The following is a 20,397-nucleotide window of genomic DNA, read 5'->3' on the forward strand; positions in this document are numbered from 1 at the left end:
AACGGGGGCGCGGGCCGAGCGGGCCCGAGCCCCCGGTCGGCCGGCCGGTGACGCGGCCACCGTAAGGAGCCGAGTGTCTCCTTACGGTCCGCACGTCACCGTAAGGACCGCGCGTGTCAGTTGGTGCCGATCTTCGCCAGCAGGTCCACGATCCGCGACTGCACCTCCGCGCTCGTCGAGCGCTCCGCGAGGAACAGCACCGTCTCGCCCGAGGTCAGCCGCGACAGATGCGCCGGATCGATGTCCGCGGAGGTGTAGACGACCAGCGGGGTGCGGTTGAGCAGTCCGTTGCCGCGCAGCCAGTCGACGATCCCGGCCCGGCGGCGGCGTACCTGCATCAGGTCCATCACCACCAGATTCGGCCGCATCTGCCCCGCGAGCGAGACCGCGTCCGCGTCCGTCGCCGCGCGGGCGACCTGCATCCCGCGCCGCTCGAGCGTCGCCGTAAGGGCGACGGCGATCGGCTCGTGCTCCTCGATCAGCAGAACGCGCGACGGATGCTGCTCGCTGTCGCGCGGGGCGAGCGCCTTGAACAGGACGGCCGGGTCGGCGCCGTACGCCGCCTCCCGCGTCGCCTGGCCGAGCCCCGCGGTCACCAGCACCGGCACCTCGGCGGCGACCGCGGCCGTACGCAGCGACTGGAGCGCGGTCCGGGTGATCGGCCCGGTCAGCGGATCGACGAACAGCGCCGCCGGGTACGCGGCGATCTGCGCGTCGACCTCCTCACGGGAGTTCACGATCACCGGGCGGTAGCCGCGGTCGCTCAGCGCCTGCTGGGTGGACATGTCCGGCGCGGGCCATACGAGGAGGCGGCGCGGGTTGTCCAGCGGCTCCGGCGGCAGTTCGTCGTCGGGCGGCGGGGTGCGGTCGTCGACGATCTCGACGGCGCCGTTGGGCCCGTCCAGCGGCTCCGGCCCCTCGGCGCCCTCGTCCGGCGCGCCGATGGCGAACGCACGGCCCGAGCTCTGCGGCCCACCCGCCGCACGCTGCGGCTGCGCCCCCGACCCGGGCTGGGGGCGGGGCTGGGCGCCGGTCTGTGCCCCGGGGTGCGGTTGCGAACGGCTGCCGGCGGGCTGGAGTTCGGCCGAGTTGCCCTGGTCCGCCATCTCGGGCCGGGCGGCCAGCTTGCGGCGCCTGCCGGAGCCCAGGCTGGTGCCTCCGGAGGGCGTCTGGGGCTGGCCCTGCTGCGGGCGTCCCTGGCCCTGCTGCGGCTGGCCCTGGGGGTGCTCCCCCACCTGCTGGGCGAACGGCACCCCTTGGCCCAGAGTGCGCACGCTGATCGCGCGCCCCTGGGCGGCGTCGGCGCTCTGGGGGGCCTCGGCGGGCAGCGGCTGCGGACGGGGCTGCGCGGGCGCGTCCGGCCACTGCGCAGGCTGCTGGGTCGGCTGCTGGGCCGGTGGGCGCCCGCTCGCCTCGACGGGCTGCGGGCCACCCGGACCACCCTGGGGCGGAACGCCCGGAGTACCCGGGCCGCCCTGGGGCGCCTCCGGCTGCTCCTCGGCCAGTGGCCGCCGGGCGCGGCGACGTCCGGTGGGCGGGACGTCCTGCGGCCGGTCGCCGCCGGTGTCCTGGCCCCAGTTGGGCTGCTGTTCCTCGGGCGTACGGGCGGCGGGCAGCGCGGGCATGCCCGATCCGGCGGGCTGAGCGGCGCCGGAACCCTGGGCCTGCGGCTGCGGCTGGGACCGACGCGGGTCCTGGCCCGGTGCCTGACCGGGGTCGGACGGCCAGCCCCCGGGCCGTGCGGCACCGTTGGGGGGTACGGGCTCGCCTCGTACGGCCAGGCCCCCGCCCTGCTGCGGCTGGGGCGCGCCGCCCCGCGCCTCGCGGGCGCCGTGCTGCGCGGGGACGAGCCCGGCCGGGCCGAGCTCCGGCGGCAGCGCGCCGGGCTGCGCCCGGTCGGCGGCGGCCGGGGGCAGCGCGAAGGGGGAGCGGACGAGACCGGGCTCCCCCGCGGACTGCGGCTGCGGCGGGGCTTGCTGCGGCTGAAGTTGGGGCTGCGCCTGGCCTTGGGGCCGGCCCTGGCCCTGCGTCTGGCCCTGGGGCTGCGCCTGGCCCTGCGTCTGGGGCTGGCCCTGGGGCTGCGCCTGGTCGGGCGCCGGCAGCTCCGACGCCTCGGCCAGTGTGCGGCGGGCGCGGCGACGTCCGGTGGGCGGGACGTCCTGCGGCCGGCCGCCGCCGGTGTCCTGGCCCCAGTTGGGCTGCTGCTCCTCGGGGGCACGGGCGGCGGGCAGCGCGGGCATGCCCGATGCGACCGGCTGGGCGGGCCGCTGGGGCGTGTCGGAGGCGGCAGCGGGCAGGGCGAGGGCAGGCCGACCGCCCGAGTCCTGGGCAGGGGCGGGGGCGGACTGAGGGCCGCCCTGCTCCTGCGCCGGGGCGCCGCGCCGGGCGCGGCGGCCCTGGGGCTGCTGCTGGGCCGGAATGCCCTGCGGCGGCACAACGCCCATGGCGGCGGCGCCCGTCGGTTGCGGACCGGCCGCTTCCGGTGCGTCGCCGCGAGCATGGCGATGACTGCCGGTCGCGGCTCCCTCGGCGTTCTGGGCGGGCTGCGCGGCGGCGGCCGCGGCCGCCGCCTCGTCGGGGTGGGGGCGCGCCCTGCGCCGCCCGGTGGGCCGTGGGGTGTCCCCGGCCTCGGCCGCGCCCTGCTGCTGGGCCGCGCTGTCCTCGCCGACGACCGCCGGCAGTGCGGCGGGCGAGCCCGGGGCGCCCTGCTGAGCGGCGGTGCGCGGGTCGGCCGTACCGGGATCGGCCGTATGCGGGTCGGCCTTACGGAGGTTGGGCGGGGGCGTACCGCCCTGTGTGCCGTTGCCCAGCGTGCCGTTGCCCTGCGTACCGCCGCCGCTGGTGTCGCCTGGTGTGCCGCCGGGGGCCGCGCCGTGCCGGGCGCGCCGTCCGGTCGGGGTCTGGCCGGTGGCATTGCCGCCCGCGGTGCCCGCACCCGTATCCGTACCCGCGTCGGTGCCTGTACCCGTGCCCGTGCCCGCGCCGGAGGTGCCCTGTCCCTGCGTACCGTCGCCCTGCCCGGCGGTGTCGCCGTTCGCGCGCTCCTGCTCGGCCGCGGCCGCCGCCGAGATCGGCACCTCCAGGACGTAGGCGTGTCCGCCCATGCCCGGCATCTCATGGGTCTGGAGCACGCCCCCGTGCCGGCGCACGATCCCGCGCACGATCGGCTCGTGCACCGGGTCGCCGCCCGCGTACGGTCCGCGGACCTCGATCCGTACGACATCGCCGCGCTGTGCCGCCGCGACCACGATCGTCGAGTCGCTGGCCGAGCTGCCCGCTGCGGTGTTGCCGGTGGAGTCGACCCCGGCCACGTCCGCGATCAGATGGGCGAGCGCCTGGGCGAGCCGCTCCGGGTCCACCTCGGCGTCGATGGGGGGCGCGTGCACGGCGAACTGCGCGCGCCCCGGGCCGATCAGCTCGACCGCGCCCTCCACACTGGCCGATACGACCTCGTCCATCGAGACCGTACGGCGGGCCAGTTCCTCGCTGTGCGCGTCGAGCCGCTGATAGCTCAGGACGTTGTCGACGAGCGTGGTCATCCGGGTGTAGCCGGCGGCGAGGTGGTGCAGGATCTGGTTGGCCTCGGGCCACAGTTGCCCGGCCGGGTCGTCGGCGAGCACACCGAGCTCCCCGCGCAGTTGCAGCAGCGGTCCGCGCAGCGACTGGTCCAGCACGGCGAGCAACTGGCTGTTCCGGGCGGTGACGGACTCGAGCTGAGCCGAGTACCGCGCACGCTCCTCGGCGAGCTGCGTCCGCAGCCCCTCCACGGTCTTCGTGTGCTGGGCGGTGAGGTTCTCCAGCTCCTCGGCGTGCCGGGTGGTGAGGCTCTCCACCTTCTCCGTGTGCTGGGTGGTGAGGCGCTCGACCTCCTCCGTGTGCTGGGTGGTGAGGCTCTCCACCTCCTCGGCGTGCTTGGCCGCCATGGTCTTCTCGGCACGCCGGTCGGTGAAGGTCATCACCGCGCCCACGAGTTGCTCGCCGTCGCGGACGGGCGCGGTGGTCAGATCGACCGGGACCTCGCTGCCGTCCTTCGCCCACAGCACCTGGCCGCGCACCCGGTGCTTGCGGCCGGAGCGCAGGGAGTCGGCGAGGGGCGATTCCTCGTACGGGAAGGGGGAACCGTCCGGGCGCGAGTGGTGTACAAGAGAGTGAAGCTCCTGACCGCCCATGTCGCTGGCCCGGTAGCCGAGGATCTGCGCGGCGGACGGGTTGACGAGGACCACCTTGCCCTCGGTGTCCACGCCGACCACGCCCTCCGCCGCCGCGCGCAGGATCATCTCGGTCTGGCGCTGCTGACGGGCGAGTTCGGCCTCGGTGTCGAGCGTCCCGGTCAGGTCGCGCACGATGAGCATCAGCAGCTCATCGCCGGTGTAGCTGTACTGATCGGCGTAAGGAGTCCGCCCGTCCTCCAGATTCGCGCTGGTCACCTCGACGGGAATCTGCGCCCCGTCGGTGCGCCGGGCCATCATCCGGGTCGGCTTGATGCCGTCCCGCTGTGCCGACTCGGGGCGCCGCATCGACCCGGGAATGCGATTGGGATCGAAGGAGGGGAGCAGATCGAGCAGACCACGGCCGACCAGGGCGGTGCCCGGAGCCTCGAAGGACTCCAGCGCGATGTGGTTGGCGTTGACGATCGTGCCGTTGCAGTTGACGAGCAACAGCGCGTCCGGGAGCGCGTCGAGTATCGCTGCGAGGCGAGCAGCGCCTCGGGATGGCCTGCTGCTCACGACGACGCTTCCTCCCTGACTACTGCATCTTGCTGACACTCGCGGTCATTCTGCCGTCCCGTCTGCGGAGTGTCTCTAGGGGAGTCTACGGCCACCGAAGCCGGACGTGACGGCGGATGAGAGGGAGGTCGCAGCACGACGTACGCGTCTCGACGCACGCCCGGACAAACTTCTCCGTGCTCTCCTCCTCTCACTCCCGTCCCAATCCCCAGGTCAGCTCCCAGGCGTGCGCAAAACGACGGAGAACCGATTCCATCGGGCGATTTCACACCCGTTGGTGCGGTTGAACCACGCGTTGACGGGACGCCCCGCCCAGTGACCCGTCACCCGAGCCGTGGCCGGCCCGCCGTACTGCCCGGTGCACATCGCATCCGGCGACACCGGCGCGAACGGATCCCGGCCCCACACGGTCTGCGAGTCCAACTGCGCACACGCGGCCCGGGCCCGGGGGTGCGTACCCCCGGTCGGGTGGCAGCCCAGCACAAAGGTCGAGGCGTCGTCGGGGTCACCGCTCTGGCTGACGGTGATCACGAGCCGGTCGGCGCTCTCCGTGTCGAACGGCAGGGGCAGCGGCAGCGGCGTGGCCCCGGCGGGGGCCAGCGCGCCGACCGTGGCGGCGGTCGTCAGGGCGGCGGTGACGACAAGGCGGTGCAGCAGGGGCATCGGGGGCATCGGGGCACTCCTGGAGTGATCGGACGGGGGCGCGCTGCCCCTGCCCCGTCTAACGCGCCGCCGCCGCGCGCGTTGCGCCGCCATAAGGGCTGCGCTCGGCCGGAGGGGCTGGGGGCTGAGAGCTGGAGGGAGGCTGGGCTCCGCCGCGCACGCTCCGCCGTAAGGACCGCGCTCCGACCGCGCCCCGACTGCGCTCCGGCATTGGGGCTGCTCCGGGGCGTTAGGGCTTTGCGATGGGCCCCGCCCGCCGAGTACCGTAGTCCGCGATTGGTGACATCCCGCAGGGCTGTGACATCATCTGCACACACCACATCGCGCTCGCGCGAGCGAAACCGGTGTGCTGGAGGCTTCGCCTAGTCTGGTCTATGGCGCCGCACTGCTAATGCGGTTTGGGCCCTAAAGCCCATCGAGGGTTCAAATCCCTCAGCCTCCGCTCTCTGATCAGGGAGCCCGTGCCCATGGCGCGGGCTCCCTGTGTCGTTTCCGCGGGACGCCGCGAACGATCACGGAAGCGGCCCGGCACGACAATGCCCGCCCACGCCTCCCCTTACTACGGCGACGGCGACTGCGCCCCCGGGCGACCGCGGCCCCGTAACCCTGCCAGCCCCGGACTCGCACCGAAGCGACACAGAGCGACTATCCTGTAGCCCTCCGTGAAGCTGACCGCCACTCCCCAAACGCCCAGCGACACGAAGGCCAGCTTCCCGATGTCCCGCGACGATCGCTCCGGCAGCCCCTAAAAATGGAGTTCTCGCAGGTCAGCGGGGGTGCGGGAAACGGATTTCGCCTGGCGGCAGAGGTCATGTAATGTTGTCCCCGCAACGCCGACCGGCAAGAAAAACCGCCGGGAAGCCAAGCGCTCGTAGCTTAACGGATAGAGCACTTGACTACGGATCAAGAGGTTGCAGGTTCGAATCCTGCCGAGCGCGCCCCAGCTCAGAGGCCCCTTCCGATCATCGGGAGGGGCCTCTTGCGTATGCGGTGACATCAGTTCTGACACCAACCACCCGGGCATTGTCGTGTCAGATCCTCGACAGGAGGAGCCGCAGACCAAGGGTCACGATGCCCGCTCCGGCTGTGTCGGCGTCACCCGTGACGGTGGTGGCCGTGCTGGCGGCTGTGGCCATGGTGGTGGTGAGCGTGGCAGTCGGAGAGCTGGAAGGAGGCGAGACGGGTGTTCCAGTTTCCGGTGCCATCGGCCGGTTGGTACTGGTTGGTGTACCAGAACGTACAGTCGTCCACCGGGTCGATCGCCATGGAGGTGTAGTCACCCCAGCGGTTGCTCCCGGTCTGGGAGCCTGCGCCGGTCCACACGGTGGTTTCGTGGAACGTCATCAGGTTCGGCGGGTCGTGTGCCAGGCGTCCGGTGACTCGGATCGAGGGATGGGTCCGGGAAGACGACTGCGAGTATCCCAGGGCGATGTCGCCGTTCTTGTCCATGGCCGCGGAGCCCATCCACCGGTCCGTGGGGTCCGGAGCGTAGGTGCTCTGCTGGCGGACGACCGGTCGGCCGTGGCGCAACCGCAGTTCGTACCAGCGCACGCCCACGCCGCCACGGGCATCGACCGCGTGGTTGACGACCAGGGACTGGTGGTCGCCGAAGTTGCGGTAGGCGAACCGGTACATAGGAGAGTAGGAGAGCGAATCCAGTTTCTGGGTGGTGCCGGCCTGGGGGACGCAGCGAGTGGGATCGGTACTCTCGCAGGCCCGGGTGTAGGGGGCCACCTTCAGCTCCTGCGGGCCCGAGAGGGTGGTGCGGGCCTGGTCTGTCCAGTCGACGTGGAACCGCCAGTACTGCAGCCTGTCGTCGGTGGGGCCGAGGTTGATCAGCAGGTTGGGCTCGCCTCGCGGGGGTGGGGTCGTGCCGTCGAGGTCCGAGCCGATCGGGATGGTCGATGCCGGGAGGGTGTAGCACTGCTGGGCGGCGTCGGCTCCGCGCAGCATCCTGTGCCGGTCCCAGGCGCACGCCTCGAAGAGCGACCCGGCGGCGGTGGCGACCACGTAGTAGGCGTCCGGCCACACCGCGAACTTCGGGTGGTCGGGGAGAGTCTGATACCCGAAGGCGTAGCGGTAGTACTCGCCGGTGGCGTCCGCGGTGCGGGAAACGCCCACGCACAGTCGATTCGTGTTGGTTACGGGGTCGCTGGCGAACTGGTTGAGGATCCAGCGGTGGGCCAGGGAGTCCCAGCGGACTTCGGGGTCCCCGAGGAAGTCGTTCTGAGCGTTCTCGCACGGTCCGCCGAACCCGCTGAACAGGGTTTGGGTCGTCAGCGGCCCCAGCAGCGTGGTACCGGACTTGGAGTACACCGCGAGTTTGAAGTTGGTGATCTCTACGACCTGGCGGGAGCCCACCGAGGCGTTGGGATCAGGAGGGGTGCCCCCGCCTTCCCGGATGCCCTCGAAATTGACGCCCAGCCGGATCCGACCCCGGCTGCCGTTGCGGTTCTGCACCACCCCGTCGGGACGGGCGGTGGCCTTGGCGGAGGGTGGCTGCGGCCCCTTTCTGGGGAGCATGGGGTCGGAAGCGCGCCGGAGCTGTCTGGATCTTTGTGACAGCTCACGCAACGGTGGCGAGGTGTCATGGTGCACCGCGGGGCCGGAGTCAGGGGACCGAGTAGCCTGCGCGTGGTCGACCGTCTTGGGCGCCGCTCTGGCGGCGGGCACGGCGGACCACGCAGGGGAGGCCAGCAACGCCGCTCCCACTGAGGCGACGGCAACGATCGAACGCAAGGCACGGGATACGTGCATCAAACCTCCGAACGGGTCGGTGAGCCGACCCGTTCGGCCGCCTGGTGACGGCGGTAATCGAGACAAACCCCACGCGTGTGCGGGGGCTGTCGCGACCTCCCCGCACCCCCGCGCGCCGGGGGCAGGTTTCGAGGCCACAATATGAGGGCGGGTGACTCATGTGATTGTTTGGGAAACCTAGTTATCCACCTCGTCCGCTCACCGCTGGGGTGACGGGTGTCGTGTCGGGTGCGGTTCAGCCGTATGGCGCTGCCTACATGACGGGCATTCGAGCTCACCGCTGCCCTCACTGTGGTGGGTGCGAGGAGCGAGGAAACGAGACCGGTCAGGAGTGGGTCTCGTCTGGCGCAACCATCGGTTGCAGGTGGGCGATGCCTGCGGTTCGGAGGTGACGGCAACCTTGACGGCAACGACGGCACACACAAGCCGCCGAAAGCCACCCCGGCCGATCGTCGCGGCGGAGAGTGGAGCCCCAGCCCACTGCTGTGCCCGAACCTACGGATCAAGAGGTTGCAGGTTCGAATCCTGCCGAGCGCGCACCAGCTCAGAGGCCCCTTCCAATCATCGGAAGGGGCCTCTGGCGTGTGGGTGACATCAGCTCTGACTCAACCGCCGGGGGACGCTCGGGGCAGGGCAGGGCAGGGCAGGGCCGGGCCGGTGAGCCGGCCACTGGGCGATCAATCTTTTGGCGCGGTGGGGCGGAACAGCGCCAGGAAGCCGCCGAGCAGAGTGAACGCGAGAAGGAGGCACCCGAGCCGAACAGCTTGGTGGTCGCCGCGTCGGAATGTGTGGGGCAAAATCAGGCATTCGGTCAAGGGGTGAGGGTCGTCCAAACCGGTAGTCCTGCCGAGTGTGTAGTTCCGAGGCCCCCTTCCAGGTGTGGGAGGGGGCCTTTGGTGTTGCTGCGTGGCTAATCCACGGTTGCTGTTTTCCCAGCTCAGCGGGCACGGCGCTCATCGGCGCAAGCGAGCTGTTACGTGCTGCTGGGTTCCATTAGGCGTCTGTTAGTTGAACGCCAACGCGGTCTTCGAAGCTGGTTGTCGTCCGGGAGCGAGATCAGACAACACAGCAATGGGAGACACGATGAGCACCACCACCAACCGCTTCCGCGGCCGCGCCGGCCGCCGCATCGCCGCCACCATCGTCGCCGCCGCGGCGCTGGGCCTGGGGGCCACGGCCTGTGGGCCTGACTCCGACGCTGCGGACTCCGGCGGCTCCTCGGCCTCTTCGACCGCGTCCCCCTCGCAGCAAGCCTCGAGCCAGCCCACCGGCGGCTCCTCCTCGGGCAACTCAGGCTCGCAGGGGCAGGACGGGGGCGGTTCCGCCGACGCGGGTAAGAGCCTCACGATCGTCGGCAAGATGGAGTACCTCGCGCCCGGCAAGCTGATCGTCAAGCCCGAGGACGGCGGCACGGACCAGGCGTTCCTGGTCGCCAACGCCACGAACATCCGTGGCGCGGCCGCGATCTGCACCGCCCCCGACGGCAGCGTGGCCATCGGCGACGACGGCTACGGCACCGCGAAGTGCACCGTGGACGAGCTGGAGAAGGCTGCGAAGACCAACAGCGTGACCGTCCGCGTCACCATGGACCGCAAGTCCGGTGGTGCCGATATGGTCGAGGAGAAGTACCACCCGTAAGTCGTCGCCTTGGGCGTGAGCGCCCTTGTTCCGCGGCGCAGCAGCTAAGAGGCCCCTTCCAGGGATGGATGGGGCCTCTTGCGTTGCCCGGAGACGGTGGGCGTCCCTTGTGGCGCCTGGCGGATTAGTTCCTGCGGCGGCGCCGTTGTCCATAGGGGCCGCGGCGATCGTGTGCGCGCCACTCCTCCTCATGGATATCGCGGTCTTCGTTGCCCGCGGTGCTTCCAGGAGTCGGGATTGTCTCCCCGGCGTCGATCCTGGCTCGTATTGAGGCGAGTTGGAGGTCGGAGCGCTGCTCGTCCGAATGCTTGCGCTCAGGTAGCGGTCCCGGGGACGGCGGTGTGTGCGCTATCTGCCTGATCTTGTGGCGCTGCGGCTCAGGGGTGGCGTTCCCTGCCTCCGCGCCGTTCTGATGCGACCGTGACGTACTGCTCATGAGCAGGCCCCCGCCTCACTGAAATCCCCTGACAGTGTGTATGGATCATTCCCTGGAAGGGCTGCGGGGAAACGGAGTTCAGAACGTGGGGCAGAGGGGCTTATGGAGGAGCAAAAGAAAGGCCCTCAAGAGCTGAGGGACGCTCTTTCGGGCATAGCTAAAAAGACGTCGCCAATGAGGTCGGAAACCGGACCTGGGCGACGTCGCTTGGGCGACCTACGGGTCGAGAGGTGTTTGTGCTGGAGCCAGATCGCCGTTGCTGCGACTGAGTACTTCAGTTGGCCAGGGAGCCTCGGCTTGGGCCATCTCGGTGATGATGGCCCAACGCTCGTGGTCCCTCCACTCGCCGTTGACGAACTGGAAGGCTGGCGAGTAGCCCTCGCGCTGGAATTCCAGGCGCTTTACGAGGTTCAGCGGGGAGGTGTTGTCAGGCTGGATGTTCGCCTTCAGCCTGTGCGGTGTGGTGATTGCCATCCGGGGATCCTATGCAGCCTGCTCGTGGACCCCGGAGGCGGGAATTACCGGGAGAACTCACTGGTGCTGGACCGGCGGGCAGTAGCCGGTGTCCGAGCCGATGCTGTTGATCGTGGCGTTGTCCCTGGGGTCGTCTCCGTAGTCGATCTGGTTGGTGCAGCGCATGCCGGGCTTCCGGGGGGTGCCGGACGGGGTGCCGCCCTTTTGCGGCTCCGGGCAGTAGCCGGTGTCCGAGCCGATGCTGTTGATCGTGGCGTTGTCCCTGGGGTCGTCTCCGTAGTCGATCTGGTTGGTGCAGCGCATACCGGGCTTCCGGGGGATACCCGACGGGGTGGCCTTGGCGGAGTCCTGGTCCGAGCCCTGGCTGGGCTTGGCCTCGGAGGTGGGGGATTGCGTGGCGCTCGCGGAGGGGGATGAGGACGAGGAGTTGGTGTCGCCGTCCTGGCAGGCGGTGAGCCCGAAGGCGGCGATGGTGATCAGCATGGCGGCGGCGGCCTTGCGGACGTGGCGGACAGCGGTGCGGTGCGACATCTTTATTCCCGTTCGCTCGACGTGGTGTTTCGGCTTCGTGAGAACAAGACTGTCGGGCACCGCTGATGATCTGTCGCTGTACGGCTAACGCCCCGCTAACGTCCTGGGCGGGGCCGTTGAGCTGTCGGTTGGGTGACGTCGCCAATCGGCGCCATCACTCCTGCTGTGCTGCGCCGTGGTGAGGCCAGGGAGTGACGACCACCTGGTCCGGGTCCTCGTAGATGATCTTTCCTGGGTTCGATGATTCGATCCGCTCACAGGCGACTTCATGCAGGGCGAGGATCTTCAGGTAGCCGTCCACCCGGGCGATCAGTTCCAGGGAGGTGGCTTTGAACCATGCCACGGCTCCTGGGTTGAGTTCGGGGTCGTAGACCGAGGGATCGACGTCGGAGGGGTTGGCGTAGTTGGCGTTGAACCAGTCGTTGCCCGCCCGCCAGAATCGATGTTCCTCGTCACTCAGCCGGCCTGCCCGCGCGAGGCCGTTGGCCAGTGCGAAGACACCGGGGAAGTGGCCTCGCGGGCTTCGGACGGTCCCCTGGAACCTCACGTATGACGCGTCGCTCATGGCCGCATCTGCTGGGGCAGGGTGAGGATTTCGGCTCCGTCGTCGGTGATGGCGATCGTGTGCTCGCTGTGCGCCGTGCGGCAGCCTGTGGCGCTGCGGAGGGTCCAGCCGTCGGCATCGGTGACGAGCTGGGCGGTGTCCGCCATGACCCAGGGCTCCAGTGCCAGCAGCAGCCCGGGGCGCAGCTTGTAACCGCGGCCCGGCCGTCCGGTGTTCGAGACGTGCGGGTCCTGGTGCATCGTCGATCCGATGCCATGGCCTCCGAACTCGGTGTTGATCGGGTATCCCGCCTCGCTGAGGACCGTGCCGATGGCATGGGAGATGTCGCCGATGCGCGCCCCGGGTCCGGCGGCGGCGATCCCCGCGGCCAGTGCGCGTTCGGTCGCGTCGATCATGGCGACGCTCTCCGGGGGCTTCGCGTCGCCCACGATGAAGCTGATGGCGGCGTCTGCGGCGACTCCGGCCTTGGAGACGGCGAGGTCGAGTGTCAGCAGGTCGCCGTCGGCGAGCGCGTAGTCGGACGGCCGCCCGTGGAGCACGGCGTCGTTGACGGCCGTGCAGATGTAGTGGCCGAACGGGCCGCGTCCGAAGGACGGCTCGTAGTCGACGTAGCAGGACAGCGCCCCCGCCTCGACGATCATGGCCTTGGCCCACCGGTCGATGTCCAGGAGGTTCGTGCCGACAGTGCTACGGCCCTTCAGCGTATGCAGGATGTCGGCGACCAGAGCGCCTGTGTCCTTTGCTCGGGCCAGTTCGGTGGGGCTCAGGATCTCGATCATGCGGCGTCCTTCTCATGTACTCACTCAACCAATAACTATACCGGGCTTACTATACCGGTATTAGAATCGGGGCCATGGTCAGGTTGCCGCTCACTCCCGCAGAGGTCGAGCGCGGGCAGCGCCTCGGCGCCCTTCTCCGTCGGGCCAGGGGGGAGCGCTCGATGCTCGATACCGCGCTGGACGCAGGTGTCTCACCGGAGACCCTTCGCAAGATCGAGTCCGGTCGGGTAGCCACCCCCGCCTTCCCGACCATCGCGGCGATCGCCGATGTCCTCGGTCTTTCGCTCGATGAGGTGTGGGCCGAGATCAACCAGCCTGACGGGGAGGTCGAGCCCACGGGGGCGGGTCGCACCGCGCGCGAGCGGTTGGCCTCCTGAGGCTCGGGCCCTTCCTAAGGCTCGGGTCCCTCCTGAGGCTCGGGTCCCTCCTGAGGCTCGGGCCCGCGGCGCCGTTGCGCCGACCGGCTCTCTCAGTGCGTGCCGACCCAACGCTGGATGGCGGTGTCGAGATCCTTGAGGACGGCGTCGTCGGACGAGGCGGTGTCGCGTGAGGTGGCCCAGACGATGACGCCGTCCGGACGTACGAGCAGGCTGGGCGGTGACGTGTCGGAGGCGGGATCCACGACGTAGGCGATCCGCTGCTCCAGCGGGCGCGCGGCCTGGGCGAAGCGGCCGTCGGGGGAACGGTCGACGAGGACGAAGCGCCCGTCCTGCCCGGCCAGCGCCGGGTCGGCCTGATCGACCAGCTCATCGCGGAACAGCATGCCCGCGAAGTGTCCGGCGACGGGGAAGGGGTGCGCGGCGCGCATGCGCGAGGCGCGTTCATGCGAGCCCCTCTCGTGCGAGTCCGGCTGGATCGCGAAGGCGTTCTTACGGTCGGCGAAGGCGCCGACGGACGCGAGCAGCCGGCGCTGTACGTCCTCCGCGGCCGGGAGCAGCCCGCGCCGGTCGAGGATTTCGGCGCTGGCGACGTTGATCGACCCGGCCTTGATCGTCGGATCGGGCTCCTGGAGCCGCTCCAGAACCGTCACCCGCACGCCCAGGAGGGCCAGTTCGCCGGCGAGGAAGAGGCCCGTGGGGCCGGCGCCGACAACGATCACATCGGTGCGCTGCATGGCAGGCTCCTGACCTTTACTTGGTAAGTTTACTGGGTAAGGGTGGCGAGGAAGGTTAGCGTTGTCACATGCCGAATCGAGGGGATCGCGGCGGGGCACAGACCCGGGCTCGCATCGCGTCCGTCGCAACCGAGCTGTTCCTGGAGCGCGGGTTCGATGACGTGACCATCAACGAGGTCGCCGCGGCCGCCGGAGTGTCGAAGGTGACGGTCTTCGCGCACTTCGACCGCAAAGAGGACCTTCTGTTCGACCGTTTTCCGGACGCCCTCGACACCATGCGGACCGTGATCCGCGAGCGCGCGGATCACATCGGCCCCGTTGAAGCGATTCGTCAGGCCGCCTTCGCGCTGGCCGCGCAAGGCCATGTGCTGTCCGGGCTGGGGGAGGGAGTCGAGCCGTTCATGCGCACCCTGATGGCGTCTCCCGCGCTGATCGCCCGACTCCGGCTCTTCGCGTCCGAGATGGAGGACGCGCTCGCGGCGGAACTCGACGCCGACGCTCGCTTCTCCGGCGACAGCGCGCTGACCGCGGCCCTGCTCGTGGCGGCGTACCGCACGGTTGCCGTCGAAACGGTGCGGCGGCGGCTTGCCGGAGGGGATATCGGCGAGATCAGCGCGGCGCATCAACGTCGGCTGACGTTCGCCTTCGATGCGCTGGCCGGAGGATTGAGCGGCGGCGGATCGCCCGGCGCCGGGTGACGGACGTCGGGTGGCGTGCGCCGGGTGACGGCCGTCGGGCGTCGGGCGCCAGGTGGCGGACGTCGGGCGTCGGAGCCGTCTCGGTCGTGGTCGGGGTTCTTCGCTGAGTCGGTGTGGGGAGAGTGGATTTCCCTTAGCGGGGAGAACGACGTAGAGTTACGTTCATCGACGCGGGGTGGAGCAGCTCGGTAGCTCGCTGGGCTCATAACCCAGAGGTCGCAGGTTCAAATCCTGTCCCCGCTACTCAGATACTGAGGGCCCGGCACTTTTCCAGTGCCGGGCCCTCGGTCGTTCGGCCAGGTCGTGGTTCGAGCGGCGGGAACCGGAGCGTCCCGCCGCCGTCACCCCGCCGCCGTCAGTGCTTGACCTTCCAGCTCACCGGCCGCTTGGTGTCGTCGCCTGTGCTGTACGTCACCACCGACGGCCGTATGCCGTTCGGCACCAGGAACACCTTGCACAAGGAGACCTTCGCCCCCACCGCGAAGTCGTCCGGGTCCTTGCCCGGGCATGCCGCAACCTCGGTGTCGCCGGTGATGAGCGGCTGGTCGTCCACACCGCCTGTGTCCTCGAGTCCCGTGGGGGTGTTGAGGAAGGGGTAGTGGAGGGAGCTCTCGCCGACGTTCTCGAAGGTCATGGTGACGTAGTACGGCTGGGTCGTCCGTACGTCGGACGGTTCCGCGCCCGCCTTCTTCAGCTCCGCATGGGTGCCCTTGCGCACGCTCATCGCCGTGACCCGCAGAGCGCCCCGTAGATGGTCCGAGCCGCTCTTGTAGGTGATCGACGTGGGCTCGCCGAGCCGGAGCGTCTTGCCGCCGTCGCCGTCGGTCGCCAGGTCGGCGCGGGTCGCGGACTGCCGTCGACCGGAGCCGGACGCGGCGGTGTCGTCCTCACAGCCGGCGATGGCCAGGCCGAGGAGGGCGACGCCCAGGGCGCAAGCGAGAGCGGACCGGGATCGGGTGGTGGTGCGAGGCGGGCGGTTGGGCATGAACGGTCCCCCGTGGCTGGTGGTGGTCGGTGACGACGTCGGGCGGGCGGCGGTGGCCTCACCTGGTGTCCCTAGGTGCTGGCCTCACCTGGTGGCCTCGGGTGGTGGTCTCAGGTGGTGGCCGCCTCAGAGCGTGGTCTCAGGTGGATACGCCGGTGCCGGGGGCGTCAGTTCACCGTGTCGGTTCCCCTTGTGGTGATCTTGTCACCGGGATCATCATGGGCGTGACAAAACCACTGGTTGAGGCTGTGATCAACTCGCGGCGGCCCTGAGACGAGGCTGTAGCACAGATGTCCGGGGCAACTACCGTGGCCCGTATGGACGATCCCGCCGTGGTGTCGGTGCAGCGGTTCTGGCAGCAGCTCGGGCTGCCCGGACTCATCGATGTGCACACCCACTTCATGCCGCAGCGCGTACTGGACAAGGTCTGGGCCTACTTCGACGCCGTCGAGCCCCGCTGGCACATCACCTACCGCGAGGAGGAGGACGAACGCCTCGCGACGCTAAGGGCGTTCGGGGTGCGGGCCTTCACCTCGATGCTCTATCCCCACAAGCCGGACATGGCGCGCTGGCTGAACGACTGGTCGGCCGGGTTCGCCGCCCGTACGCCCGACTGTCTGCACACCGCGACCTTCTTCCCCGAGCCGGGCGTCGAGGGCTACGTGCGCGCCGCGCTCGAGGGCGGGGCGCGGGTGTTCAAGGCCCATGTGCAGGTGGGGGCGTACGACCCGGGCGATGCGCTGCTCGACCCGGTGTGGGGCGCGCTCGCCGAGAGCGGGACGCCCATCGTCATCCACTGCGGATCGGGGCCCGACCCGGGCAAGTACACCGGACCGGAGCCGGTGGGGCGGGTGCTGGTCCGTCATCCTCGGCTGCGCCTGATCATCGCGCATATGGGGCTGCCGGAGTACGCGGACTTCCTGGCGCTGGCGGAGCGGTACGAAGGGGTGCATCTGGACACCACGATGGCCTTCACCGACTTCACCGAGAGCCAGTGGCCGTTTCCACGGGCGGAGCGGGGAAGGCTGACCGCCCTGGGGGACCGGGTGCTGTTCGGGAGCGACTTCCCCAACATTCCGTACGGATACCCGCATGCGCTGGAGGCGCTGACGCGGATCGGCCAGGACGAGGAGTGGCTGCGTGCGGTGTGCTACGGGAACGCGGCCCGTCTGTTCGGGATATGAGGCGCGCTTTCCGGGATGTGAAACGGCCCGCCCGGCGCCATCTCGGCGCCGGGCGGCGGAGGGAGCGAAGGGCTGAGGGGGCTGAGGGGTTGAGAGGGCTGAGGAGGGTGAGGGGCTCAGCCCTTGTCCAGCGGCAGTGCCTCGGCCAGCGTGCGCCACTCCGCGCGCGGGACGTCGGCCAACGGGCTCTCGGTCACCACCTGGATCGCGACATGGTCCGCGCCCGCGGCCAGGAACTCCTCCACGCGCGCCCGGATCACCTCCGCGTCACCGAGCGCGAACATGGCGGAGATGAGACGGTCGCTGCCGCCGTCCGTGAAGTCCGCGTCCTCGAAGCCCAGCCGCAGGAAGTTGTTGGTGTAGTTGGGCAGCGCCAGATAGCGGGCGAGGTAGCCGCGGGCCGTGGCGCGGGCGCGGTCCGGATCCGTGTCGAGGACGACCTTCAGCTCCGGCGCGAGCACGGAATCCTTGCCCAGGATGTCGCGGGCCTCGGCGGTGTGCTCCGGGGTGACGAGATACGGATGCGCGCCGGTCGCACGGTCGCGGGACAGCTCCAGCATCTTGGGGCCCAGGGCGGCCAGGACCCGCTGGGAGGCGGGGACGGGGGCCGGTGCGGAGTCCAGCGCGGTGAGGTATTCCTTCATCGCCGTGTACGGACGCCGGTAGCGCTCACCGGCGAGCGCGCTGTGGCTCACGCCGAGGCCGAGGAGGAAGCGGCCGTCGTGGGCCGCGTTGAGCGCGGTGTGCCGTTCGGCCACATAGTCCGCCTCGTGGTCCCAGATGCTCAGGATTCCGGTCGCGATGGTGATCCGGGAGGTGGCGTCCAGCAGGACACCGGCCTGATCCGGGCTGGGGCTGCCACCGAGCCAGATGGTGCCGTACCCCAGCTCGTCCAGCTCGGCCGCCACCTCGCTGACCTGCTCTGATGGTAGGGAATCCGTCTTCAGGGCCGCGGTCCAGACGCCGATCTTGCCAAGTGCGGGACGAGAACTCATACAGGGGGAAGCCGGAGAGTCCTTCCGCTTATTCCGTGGCCCGCGGTTCTTCCTCGTCCCTCGCCGTTGCGCCGCGTCCCCACGGGTGTTCCGTGCCCCCCAGGGTGTTCCGCGTCCTCAGGGTGTTCCGTGCCCCCAGGGCGTTCCGCGTCCCCACAGGATTCTCAGGTAATTCACAGCCGGCCGAAAGCGACCTCTCAGGACCCGCCCGGAGGGTAGGGCCCATGATGCCGACCTCGCCCCATGGGCGTACCGAGCTGCTGCGCCTCGACGGGAGCCCCGTCCGGGTGCTGGTCGTGGACGACGAGTCGGCGCTCGCCGATCTGCTGTCGATGGCATTGCGCTACGAGGGCTGGGAGGTGCGCACCGCGGGCGACGGCGCTGAGGCGATCCGGATCACCCGTGAGCTGCGCCCGGACGCGGTGGTCCTGGACGTCATGCTGCCCGATATGGACGGGCTCACGGTGCTGGGGCGGCTGCGCCGCGAACTGCCCGATATCCCGGTGCTGTTCCTGACCGCGCGGGACGCGGTGGAGGACCGGATCGCGGGGCTGACGGCGGGCGGCGACGACTACGTCACCAAGCCGTTCAGCCTCGAGGAGGTCGTCGCCCGGCTGCGGGGTCTGCTGCGCAGGTCGGGGGCGGCGGCCGCGCGCAGCGAGTCGGTGCTGGCCGTCGGCGATCTGATCCTGGACGAGGACAGCCATGAGGTGTCGCGCGGGGGCCGGGAGATCCATCTCACCGCGACCGAGTTCGAGCTGCTGCGCTATCTCATGCGCAATCCGCGCCGGGTGCTCAGCAAGGCGCAGATCCTCGACCGGGTCTGGAGCTATGACTTCGGCGGCCAGGCCAACGTCGTCGAGCTCTACATCTCGTATCTGCGGCGCAAGATCGACGCGGGGCGCAGCCCGATGATCCACACCCGGCGTGGCGCCGGGTATCTGATCAAGCCCGGGGAGTAGCCGCCGTGGCGCACCCCCCGATCGGGCCGCCCCCCGCCCCCGGCACGCCCCCGAGCGCGGGAGCGGCGCACGCCCGGCGCGCCCAGCGGGGCGGGCGCCGCCCCTGGTCCCTGCGCACCCGTCTGGTCGTCTCGGCCGTCACGCTGATCGCGGTGGTCTGCGCGGTGATCGGCACGGTCACGACCCTGGCCCTCCAGTCGTACCTCCAGGGCCAGGTGGACGGCGATCTGCGCGCATCCGTCGGGCGGTTTCTGAACAAGCCGGGCCCGGCGGGCGAACTCCCCCGGGACGATGTGCTCTTCGTCGCCTCGCCCGGTCAGCCCATCGGCACGGTCGGGGCACGCTTCGGCCAGGGCGGCGAGATCTCCACGTCCGGCAAGAGCAATGACTCACCCATGACGAACGACATCGACGTCGACAGCCGGGTGGACTCCCTGACCAGCGGACAGCGGAAGGCGCTCGCCGCCGTCCCCCTGGACGGACAGGTGCACACCATCGATCTGCCCGGCCTCGGCGGCTATCGGGCCGTGGCCCAGTGGGACCACCGGGAAGGCGGCATCATCCTCGCCTTCCCGCTCGACCAGACCCAGGAGACGGTCAACACCCTCATTCTCGTGGAGTTCTGTGTGGCCGCGGCAGGGCTGGTCGCGGCCGGGATCGCCGGAGCCGCGATGGTCGGCATCTCGCTGCGCCCGCTGCGCCGGGTGGCCGCGACCGCGACCCGGGTCTCCGAACTCCCCCTGCACAGCGGCGAGGTGGCGCTGCGCGAGCGCGTCCCGGCCGCGGAGGCCGATCCGCGCACCGAGGTCGGCCAGGTGGGCGCGGCGCTCAACCGCATGCTCGGCCATGTGGAGTCGGCGCTCGCGGCCCGCCAGGAGAGCGAGACGCGGGTGCGGCAGTTCGTCGCCGACGCCAGCCATGAGCTGCGTACGCCGCTCGCCTCGATCCGCGGCTACGCCGAGCTGACCCGGCGCGGCCGGGAGGAGATCGGGCCCGACACCCGGCATGCCCTCGGCCGGGTCGAGTCCGAGGCCGGGCGGATGACGGGGCTGGTCGAGGATCTGCTGCTGCTGGCCCGGCTCGACGCGGGCCGGCCCCTGGAATGCGCGGAGGTCGACCTCTCCCCGCTGGTCGTCGACGCCGTCAGCGACGCGCGGGCGGTCGGCTCCGACCACGAGTGGCGGCTGGAGCTGCCCGATGAACCCGCGGTCGTCCACGGTGACGCCGCCCGGCTGCACCAGGTGCTGGTCAACCTGCTCGCCAACGCGCGTACGCACACCCCGGCCGGTACCACGGTCACGGCGCGGGTGCTGTGGGGCGGGCCGCAGGCGGCGCCGTACCCCTCGCCGTATCCGGCGCCTTACGGTCTGTCCCACGAGGTTTCCGGCGGGGTGTCCCCTTGGCCCCGTGGGCACCGTAAGGGCGGCGGCTCGCCGTACGCCCCGCCGTACGGATCTCCATACGCCCCGCCGTACGCGGCCGTCCGCGCCGCCGGGGCCTTCGGCCCGCCCCGGCCGCCCTCGTACTCGTACGTCTCGCTGGAGATCGAGGACGACGGTCCGGGCATCCCGCCCGAGCTGCTGCCGCATGTCTTCGAACGGTTCGCGCGCGGCGACGCCTCGCGCTCCCGCGGCGCGGGCAGTACGGGGCTCGGCCTGGCCATCGTGCACGCGGTCGTGGCCGCGCACGACGGGCAGGTGACGGTGGACAGCGTTCCCGGGCGCACCGTGTTCGGCGTCCACCTGCCGGTCCACCCGCCCGTCCGCCCGTCCACCGGGGCGTTCACCAAGCCGCTCACCAAGGCGTTCACCAAGGCGTTCACCAAGCCGCTCACCAGGCCGTAACGGACTCACAGGCAGATCACAGGCTGACCACACAGCCGTGACAGC

16 protein-coding genes and 3 tRNA genes are annotated in these 20,397 nt (G+C 70.6%); 9 read left to right on the top strand and 10 right to left on the bottom strand.

The annotated features are described in order from the left end of the window. Nucleotides 1–116: 116 nt before the first annotated feature. Nucleotides 117–4,727: a PAS domain-containing protein gene (locus ACK1X7_RS26715; protein WP_413115734.1), complete on the bottom strand. Its 4,611-nt coding sequence runs from the start codon at nt 4,725–4,727 to the stop codon at nt 117–119. A gap of 213 nt (nt 4,728–4,940) precedes the next feature. Beyond that, complete coding sequence (locus tag ACK1X7_RS26720) at nt 4,941–5,390, bottom strand: SSI family serine proteinase inhibitor (RefSeq protein ID WP_385138302.1); 450 nt, start codon at nt 5,388–5,390, stop codon at nt 4,941–4,943. A 351-nt stretch (nt 5,391–5,741) separates the two neighbouring features. Between ACK1X7_RS26720 and ACK1X7_RS26725 the strand changes: the two genes are divergently transcribed. Then, nucleotides 5,742–5,832: transfer RNA gene (locus ACK1X7_RS26725), tRNA-Ser, on the top strand. A gap of 423 nt (nt 5,833–6,255) precedes the next feature. Then, a tRNA-Arg gene (locus ACK1X7_RS26730) sits at nt 6,256–6,328 on the top strand. 157 nt (nt 6,329–6,485) lie between these two features. Here the strand turns inward: ACK1X7_RS26730 and ACK1X7_RS26735 are convergent. Continuing rightward, on the bottom strand, nt 6,486–7,913 hold the full coding sequence (locus ACK1X7_RS26735; protein ID WP_390793985.1) for a hypothetical protein: 1,428 nt from the start codon (nt 7,911–7,913) through the stop codon (nt 6,486–6,488). A 1,317-nt stretch (nt 7,914–9,230) separates the two neighbouring features. Here ACK1X7_RS26735 and ACK1X7_RS26740 point away from each other — a divergent pair. Beyond that, nucleotides 9,231–9,785, top strand: coding sequence for a hypothetical protein (locus tag ACK1X7_RS26740; protein ID WP_385138285.1), 555 nt, complete (start codon nt 9,231–9,233; stop codon nt 9,783–9,785). 652 nt (nt 9,786–10,437) lie between these two features. Here ACK1X7_RS26740 and ACK1X7_RS26745 read toward each other — a convergent pair. The 4 genes from ACK1X7_RS26745 to map all read right to left on the bottom strand — a co-directional run bounded on the left by ACK1X7_RS26745 (nt 10,438) and on the right by map (nt 12,570). After that, nucleotides 10,438–10,695: a hypothetical protein gene (locus ACK1X7_RS26745; protein WP_398158506.1), complete on the bottom strand. Its 258-nt coding sequence runs from the start codon at nt 10,693–10,695 to the stop codon at nt 10,438–10,440. Between the two features lie 57 nt (nt 10,696–10,752). Continuing rightward, on the bottom strand, nt 10,753–11,226 hold the full coding sequence (locus tag ACK1X7_RS26750) for a hypothetical protein (RefSeq protein ID WP_390793983.1): 474 nt from the start codon (nt 11,224–11,226) through the stop codon (nt 10,753–10,755). 154 nt (nt 11,227–11,380) lie between these two features. Further along, nucleotides 11,381–11,791 (bottom strand): hypothetical protein, encoded by a 411-nt coding sequence (locus ACK1X7_RS26755; protein ID WP_382954632.1) that lies wholly within the window; start codon nt 11,789–11,791, stop codon nt 11,381–11,383. Then, nucleotides 11,788–12,570 (bottom strand): type I methionyl aminopeptidase, encoded by a 783-nt coding sequence (gene map / locus ACK1X7_RS26760; protein ID WP_385138289.1) that lies wholly within the window; start codon nt 12,568–12,570, stop codon nt 11,788–11,790. The genes ACK1X7_RS26755 and map overlap by 4 nt, the downstream gene beginning before the upstream one ends. A gap of 74 nt (nt 12,571–12,644) precedes the next feature. Here map and ACK1X7_RS26765 point away from each other — a divergent pair, with 74 nt between their 5' ends. Next, nucleotides 12,645–12,947: a helix-turn-helix domain-containing protein gene (locus tag ACK1X7_RS26765; RefSeq protein WP_385138291.1), complete on the top strand. Its 303-nt coding sequence runs from the start codon at nt 12,645–12,647 to the stop codon at nt 12,945–12,947. A 92-nt stretch (nt 12,948–13,039) separates the two neighbouring features. On the opposite strand, the gene ACK1X7_RS26770 is transcribed toward ACK1X7_RS26765, so the two are convergent. Beyond that, on the bottom strand, nt 13,040–13,684 hold the full coding sequence (locus tag ACK1X7_RS26770) for an FAD-dependent monooxygenase (RefSeq protein ID WP_413115735.1): 645 nt from the start codon (nt 13,682–13,684) through the stop codon (nt 13,040–13,042). Nucleotides 13,685–13,752: 68 nt separating this feature from the next. On the opposite strand from ACK1X7_RS26770, the gene ACK1X7_RS26775 reads away from it, so the two are divergent. Beyond that, entirely contained in the window at nt 13,753–14,382 is a 630-nt protein-coding gene (locus ACK1X7_RS26775) for a TetR/AcrR family transcriptional regulator (RefSeq protein WP_385138295.1), read from the top strand. Nucleotides 14,383–14,551: 169 nt separating this feature from the next. Then, nucleotides 14,552–14,625: transfer RNA gene (locus tag ACK1X7_RS26780), tRNA-Met, on the top strand. A 112-nt stretch (nt 14,626–14,737) separates the two neighbouring features. Here ACK1X7_RS26780 and ACK1X7_RS26785 read toward each other — a convergent pair. Then, on the bottom strand, nt 14,738–15,367 hold the full coding sequence (locus tag ACK1X7_RS26785) for a hypothetical protein (protein ID WP_385154708.1): 630 nt from the start codon (nt 15,365–15,367) through the stop codon (nt 14,738–14,740). A gap of 317 nt (nt 15,368–15,684) precedes the next feature. Between ACK1X7_RS26785 and ACK1X7_RS26790 the strand changes: the two genes are divergently transcribed. Then, a complete protein-coding gene (locus ACK1X7_RS26790) occupies nt 15,685–16,551 on the top strand; it encodes an amidohydrolase family protein (RefSeq protein ID WP_385154705.1) in 867 nt (288 codons plus the stop codon). Nucleotides 16,552–16,667: 116 nt separating this feature from the next. On the opposite strand, the gene ACK1X7_RS26795 is transcribed toward ACK1X7_RS26790, so the two are convergent. After that, nucleotides 16,668–17,546, bottom strand: a complete 879-nt coding sequence (locus tag ACK1X7_RS26795; protein ID WP_385154702.1) for an LLM class F420-dependent oxidoreductase — start codon at nt 17,544–17,546, stop codon at nt 16,668–16,670. 224 nt (nt 17,547–17,770) lie between these two features. Between ACK1X7_RS26795 and ACK1X7_RS26800 the strand changes: the two genes are divergently transcribed. Both ACK1X7_RS26800 and ACK1X7_RS26805 read left to right on the top strand, forming a co-directional pair. Further along, nucleotides 17,771–18,508: a response regulator transcription factor gene (locus tag ACK1X7_RS26800; protein ID WP_385154698.1), complete on the top strand. Its 738-nt coding sequence runs from the start codon at nt 17,771–17,773 to the stop codon at nt 18,506–18,508. A gap of 110 nt (nt 18,509–18,618) precedes the next feature. After that, the gene (locus ACK1X7_RS26805) at nt 18,619–20,352 is read left to right on the top strand and encodes a sensor histidine kinase (RefSeq protein WP_413116912.1); all 1,734 of its coding nucleotides are present in this window, start codon (nt 18,619–18,621) and stop codon (nt 20,350–20,352) included. Nucleotides 20,353–20,397: the final 45 nt, after the last annotated feature.

Origin of the sequence: Streptomyces sp. CY-1 (assembly GCF_047218265.1) — a bacterium.
Lineage (GTDB): Bacteria > Actinomycetota > Actinomycetes > Streptomycetales > Streptomycetaceae > Streptomyces > Streptomyces niphimycinicus.

Excerpts from the sequence above, each read along its gene's own strand:
- ACK1X7_RS26720 (WP_385138302.1), bottom strand. The coding sequence starts at position 5,390 with ATGCCCCTGCTGCACCGCCTTGTCGTCACCGCCGCCCTGACGACCGCC.
- ACK1X7_RS26735 (WP_390793985.1), bottom strand. The coding sequence starts at position 7,913 with ATGCTCCCCAGAAAGGGGCCGCAGCCACCCTCCGCCAAGGCCACCGCC.
- ACK1X7_RS26740 (WP_385138285.1), top strand. The coding sequence starts at position 9,231 with ATGAGCACCACCACCAACCGCTTCCGCGGCCGCGCCGGCCGCCGCATC.
- ACK1X7_RS26745 (WP_398158506.1), bottom strand. The coding sequence starts at position 10,695 with ATGGCAATCACCACACCGCACAGGCTGAAGGCGAACATCCAGCCTGAC.
- ACK1X7_RS26750 (WP_390793983.1), bottom strand. The coding sequence starts at position 11,226 with ATGTCGCACCGCACCGCTGTCCGCCACGTCCGCAAGGCCGCCGCCGCC.
- ACK1X7_RS26755 (WP_382954632.1), bottom strand. The coding sequence starts at position 11,791 with ATGAGCGACGCGTCATACGTGAGGTTCCAGGGGACCGTCCGAAGCCCG.
- map (WP_385138289.1), bottom strand. The coding sequence starts at position 12,570 with ATGATCGAGATCCTGAGCCCCACCGAACTGGCCCGAGCAAAGGACACA.
- ACK1X7_RS26765 (WP_385138291.1), top strand. The coding sequence starts at position 12,645 with ATGGTCAGGTTGCCGCTCACTCCCGCAGAGGTCGAGCGCGGGCAGCGC.
- ACK1X7_RS26770 (WP_413115735.1), bottom strand. The coding sequence starts at position 13,684 with ATGCAGCGCACCGATGTGATCGTTGTCGGCGCCGGCCCCACGGGCCTC.
- ACK1X7_RS26775 (WP_385138295.1), top strand. The coding sequence starts at position 13,753 with ATGCCGAATCGAGGGGATCGCGGCGGGGCACAGACCCGGGCTCGCATC.
- ACK1X7_RS26785 (WP_385154708.1), bottom strand. The coding sequence starts at position 15,367 with ATGCCCAACCGCCCGCCTCGCACCACCACCCGATCCCGGTCCGCTCTC.
- ACK1X7_RS26790 (WP_385154705.1), top strand. The coding sequence starts at position 15,685 with ATGGACGATCCCGCCGTGGTGTCGGTGCAGCGGTTCTGGCAGCAGCTC.
- ACK1X7_RS26795 (WP_385154702.1), bottom strand. The coding sequence starts at position 17,546 with ATGAGTTCTCGTCCCGCACTTGGCAAGATCGGCGTCTGGACCGCGGCC.
- ACK1X7_RS26800 (WP_385154698.1), top strand. The coding sequence starts at position 17,771 with ATGATGCCGACCTCGCCCCATGGGCGTACCGAGCTGCTGCGCCTCGAC.